At 63.8% G+C, this 4,967-nt stretch carries 5 protein-coding genes; all 5 read left to right on the top strand.

Annotated elements, in window-relative coordinates:
- Positions 1–804: NAD(P)/FAD-dependent oxidoreductase (locus tag AAF184_24685; protein ID MEO0425554.1), on the top strand; the 804-nt coding region annotated here is incomplete at its 5' end.
- Entirely contained in the window at positions 801–2,423 is a 1,623-nt protein-coding gene (locus AAF184_24680; protein MEO0425553.1) for an NAD(P)/FAD-dependent oxidoreductase, read from the top strand. The genes AAF184_24685 and AAF184_24680, both read left to right, overlap by 4 nt.
- Positions 2,416–3,624: an aminomethyltransferase family protein gene (locus AAF184_24675; protein MEO0425552.1), complete on the top strand. Its 1,209-nt coding sequence runs from the start codon at positions 2,416–2,418 to the stop codon at positions 3,622–3,624. The genes AAF184_24680 and AAF184_24675 overlap by 8 nt, the downstream gene beginning before the upstream one ends.
- A 275-nt stretch (positions 3,625–3,899) precedes the next feature.
- Positions 3,900–4,709 (top strand): helix-turn-helix domain-containing protein, encoded by an 810-nt coding sequence (locus AAF184_24670; protein ID MEO0425551.1) that lies wholly within the window; start codon positions 3,900–3,902, stop codon positions 4,707–4,709.
- Between the two features lie 109 nt (positions 4,710–4,818).
- A partial coding sequence (locus AAF184_24665; protein MEO0425550.1) for an FAD-binding oxidoreductase occupies positions 4,819–4,967 on the top strand: 149 nt, incomplete at its 3' end.

The raw sequence follows: 4,967 nt of genomic DNA, 5'->3' as shown, positions 1-4,967 counted from the left end.
GCTGGCGTCGACATCCGCTACGAGAGCCCCGTCGCCAGGATCGAGCTCGAGAGCGCCGCAAACGGCCTGAAGGCCACCGGCGTGGAGCTCGCCTCCGGGGAGAAAATCCTGGCAGATCGCGTGGTCTCCGCCACCGACCCGAAGCGCACCTTCCGCGATCTCGTGGGTTTCGCCAACCTCGATATCGGCTTCTCCAATCGCGTGCACCGACTCCGGTCCGACGGCCTGGTCGCCAAGCTGCACCTGGCGCTTACTGAGTTGCCCGACTTTGCGGGCCTGGAACGTCCGGACGGGCGTCTGATCATCGCGCCGAGCCTCGACGCGATCGAGTTCGCCTACGACGACACCAAGTACGGCCTGCCCTCCGAGGCGCCGGTCATCGAAATTGCGTTCCCCTCCCTGCACGACGAGGCGCTCGCCCCCGAAGGCCACCACGTCCTGTCAGCCCACGTCATGTACGTGCCCTACAAGCACAAGCAGGGTTGGACGGAGCAGGCCCGTCAGGCCCTCGCCGAGTCCGTGCTGTCGAGCATCGAGGCCTACGCCCCGAACCTGCGCACACACATCGTCGGCCAGGAAATCCTGACGCCGCTGGACATCGAGGAGCGCTTCCACGCGACGGGCGGTCACTGGCACCACGCGGAATTCGCCATGGACCAGATGCTGATGATGCGTCCCACCTACGACGCCGCCCAGTACCGCTGCCCCATCGAGAACCTGTTCCTGAGCAGCGCCGGGTGCCACCCCGGCGGTGACCTCGTGGGCGCCCCCGGGCTCAACGCAGCACGGGAGATCCTGCGATGAGCAACCAGTACGATGCGATCGTCGTGGGCGCCGGCCACAATGGCCTGACCAACGCTGCCTACCTTGCGAAGGCGGGCCTCAAGGTCTGCGTCCTCGAGAAGAACGACTACATCGGCGGCGCCGCGGTCTCACGCGAGCTGGAGAAGGGCTGGATCTACTCCAGCTGCTCCTACGTGTGCAGCATGATGCGCCAGGCGATCCACCGCGATCTGGACCTCGGCCGGCACGGCTTGATGATCGTGCCCTACCTCGGCACCGTGTCCTTCGGCGATGGCGACGAGCGCCTGTTCTCCTACCAGGACGAAGCCGCGTCCTACCTGGAGCTGCGCCGCCACTCGCCCCACGACGCGGACGCCATGAGGCGCTTTCAGGCGGACCTCACGCGCTACTCTCAGGTGATCCGCAAGACCCTGATGCGCACGCCACCGGACCCGACGTCCTTCCGCCTGCGCGATCTCAGGGAATTCCTCTACCTCGGCCAGAAGTTCTGGGCCCTGGGTGAGCGCGAGCTTTACGAATACGTTCGCTTCTTCACCATGAGCGCAGCCGAGTTTCTCGAGGACTACTTCGAGAACGAGCTGATCAAGGGTGCCATGGCCAGCCCCGGCATCATCGGCACGGCCCTCGGCGTGTACTCGCCCGGCTCGGCCTACATCCTGCTCCACCACGTGATGGGCGATGTGGACGGTTCCATCGGCGCCTGGGGCCTGGCGCGCGGTGGTATGGGCGCGATCTCCGCCGCCATCGCATCGGCCTACCAGTCCTTCGGCGGTGAGCTGCGCACGAACAGCGGCGTCTCGCGGATCACCGTGGAACACGGCCGCGTCACCGGCGTGGTCCTCGAGAACGGCGATGAGCTCAAGGCCAACATCGTCGTCTCCAACATGGACGCCAAGCGCACCTTCACCAAGGCCATCGATCGCAAGGACTTGCCGGAGGACATCTACCAGCGCGCGGTGAACTTCAAGATCCGCGGCTCTTCGGGCAAGGTGAACATCGCCCTGGACGGCCTGCCCAAATACACCCACGTGCCCGACAACCGCTACATCAACCGCGGCGGTCAGGGCTTCAGCGGAACGCTGGAGACCATGGAGCGAGCCTACGATTGCTGGAAGCGCGGACACTGGTCCGATGACCCCTTCATCGAGGCGGTCATCCCCTCAGCCTGGGACCCCACCGTGGCACCGCCGGGCAAGCACTGGATGTCGAACTTCATCCAGTATTGCCCGCCAGCCCTCGCCGATGGTCCCTGGACGCCGGAGAAGCGCGACGCCTTCGGCCAGACGGTGATCGACAAGATCGAACGCTACGCACCGGGCTTCAAGGATCTGATCGTGCACATGGAGGTGCGTACGCCGCACGAGATCGAGAATGAGATCGGCCTTACGGAAGGCAACATCTTCCAGGGCGAACTGACCATCGATCAGCTGTTCTTCAACCGCCCCTTCCCCGGCTACGGCCAGTACCGCATGCCCCTGAAGAACCTCTACATGTGCGGCTCATCGACGCACCCGGGCGGCGGCGTATCCGCCGTGTGCGGAGCCAACGCGGCACGCGAAATCCTCATGGACCTGAAGCGGCGCAACACCGTGCCGGAAGATGATTTTCACGATGAATGATCCCGCCCCGACGCACGATCCCTTCGCCGGCGAGCGGCCGATGCTCTCGCCTTTCCACCCGCGGCTGGAAGCGCTGAACATCCGTGAGGCGTGGTCCGTGTGGAACGGCTACAAGTTCGCCGACTACTACTACGACGTGGAGTACGAGTACTTCTGCATCCGCAACCTGTGCGGCACCTACGACATCTGCCCCATGCAGAAGTACGAGATCACCGGCAAAGACGCCGAAGCCATGCTCAACCGCATGGTCACCCGCGATGTAAGCAAGATCCGCCTGAACCGCGTGGCCTACTGCGTATGGTGCACGGACGAGGGCCGGGTGGTGGACGATGGCACCATCTTCCGCCTCGGCGAGCAGAAGTTCATGCTCACCTGCGGCAGCCCGTGCCTGGCCTGGCTGCGCAAGAGCTGCCTCGGCTTCGACGACGTCACGATCACGGACATCACCGACGCAACGGCAGCCCTGTCCCTGCAGGGCCCCACGTCCTGCTCGGTGCTGAAGAAGATGGGTCTCGAGGACATCGAGAACACCAAGCCCTTCGAGATCCGCACCTTCCCCTTCGAAGGCACCACCCTGATGGTGTCGCGCACGGGCTTCACCGGCGATCTCGGCTACGAGCTGTGGATCGAGCGCGAGTACGCCCTGACCATGTGGGACGCCCTGTACGCTGCCGGCGAGGACTACGGCATTCAGCCCTACGGCGAGGCCGCGACCAACATGGCGCGCCTGGAAGCCGCCTTCATCATGCCCGATGTGGAGTTCAACGAGGCTCTGCGAACGGTCAACTTCAAGCACGACCAGACGCCCTTCGAACTGGATCTCGGCTGGCTCGTCGACTTCAAGAAGCCGCACTTCAACGGCCGGGCCGCCCTGCTCGAAGAGAAGCGCGTCGGCCCCACGTACACCCTGACCAAGCTCGACATCGACGGCAACCGGCCAGCTGAGGGCTCGCACATCTACCGCAACAAGGGGTGCACGATGGAGATCGGCTACGTGACCTCCGCCATGTGGTCGCCGGTAGCCAAGGCCAACATCGCCCTGGCCATGATCGACTCCCGCTACCTCGAGATGAACATGTGGGTGGAGATCTACTACGAGAAGGAGCTGCGCCATCACAGCCGGATCGAGCGTTGCCGCCGGCTGGATAAGCCTTTCCTTGCGCCACCCCACGCCCGGGCCACGCCGGCCCTGCTCTACTAGTCGCCCGCACCCGCCCCTTCGCCGCGCAGCAAGGGGTGTCACACCCCCTACGCGGCATCGCTTGCGCCGCCGCCATCACACATACGCGGCAAGCATTTGGGTGATGACTCGCGGCACCGATCCAGGATCTATAGGAATGTCAGGTCGTTATGTCCGTAACGGAGTGGAAATCGGTTGTGGGCGACCGTTGCTAGTGCACCGGTGTGTCGTCCCCCGTGGAAATGTGATAGATCTTCTAGGACGTTTCAGACACTGGACGTCGAGGGGACTGGGCAGTGCTCGCAGCCGAATTCGTTCGAAGTTATTTCGACGCTTGGAATCGCCTCGATGGTGAGGGCGTCGCTGCGCACCTCGCCGAGGGTGGCGTCTATTGCGACGTCGCCGAGAGCGCTCAGCTCACCCACGAGAGCTTTCGGGAGATGCTGCGCGACTACTTTGACGAGTACCGCCACACCTACGAACTCATCGGCGACGTGATGGAGTTCGGTCAAAGTATCTCCTTCCGCTATCGCATGTCTCCGCTCGTGAAGGCTAAGAAAGCCGGCAGCTCAGCGGAGGCGCCGATCGAAGGGGCTGAGTTCATCACCCTCCTGGGCGACACGGCGATGTCGATCCACGACTTCTACCAAGATCCCGGCACGATCGTGAACGCTCGCAAGCGAGCGACCGCGCGTGCCGCCAACCGGTCCAAGTACGCGAAATCCGGCCTGACCGAGGAGCAGCTCGCCAGCTACAAAGCGAACCTCAATCGGATCATGTGCGATGAGCGCGCATTCCTCAGAGCCAACCTCACCCTGCCGGATCTATCGCGCCTGGTTGGTTGCTCCGTCAATCATCTCTCTCAGGTGATCAACGCGGGGTTCGATACGAGCTTCTTCGACTACGTGAATCGCTTCCGAATCGAGCGGGCGAAGGAGCTGCTGGCCAATAATCGCGCGGGCGGCGCGGTGATCAACTACGCCTTCGAGGTTGGGTTCAACTCCAACTCGGCCTTCTACACCGCCTTCAAGAAGTTCACCGGCCAAACGCCTGCGCAGTACCGCCGCACCCAGCTCACGGTCACGGTCACGGACGCGCGCAAGTAACGCGACACTCGCATCGGTCTGCGCGTCGGTCTGCCAAAGGGCCCTGACGGCGAGGGCGGAAACCGCTACTCTCGGCTTGCTTCATTGTCCGATCGGCAAGTGCACGGCCATGCCCCAAGCTCACACGACTTCCTACTACGCGGCATCGCGTAATGACCTGACCTCCTACTCTGCCCTGACCGGCGCGCACAAGACGGATGTCTGCGTGATCGGTGGCGGCTTCACCGGTGTCGCCACCGCCGTCGAACTCGCCGAACG

This window comes from Pseudomonadota bacterium (assembly GCA_039815145.1).
GTDB lineage: Bacteria > Pseudomonadota > Gammaproteobacteria > Steroidobacterales > JBCBZW01 > JBCBZW01.
Note: the sequence above shows the minus strand (reverse complement) of the source record. Positions and strands in the feature narration are given on the sequence as shown.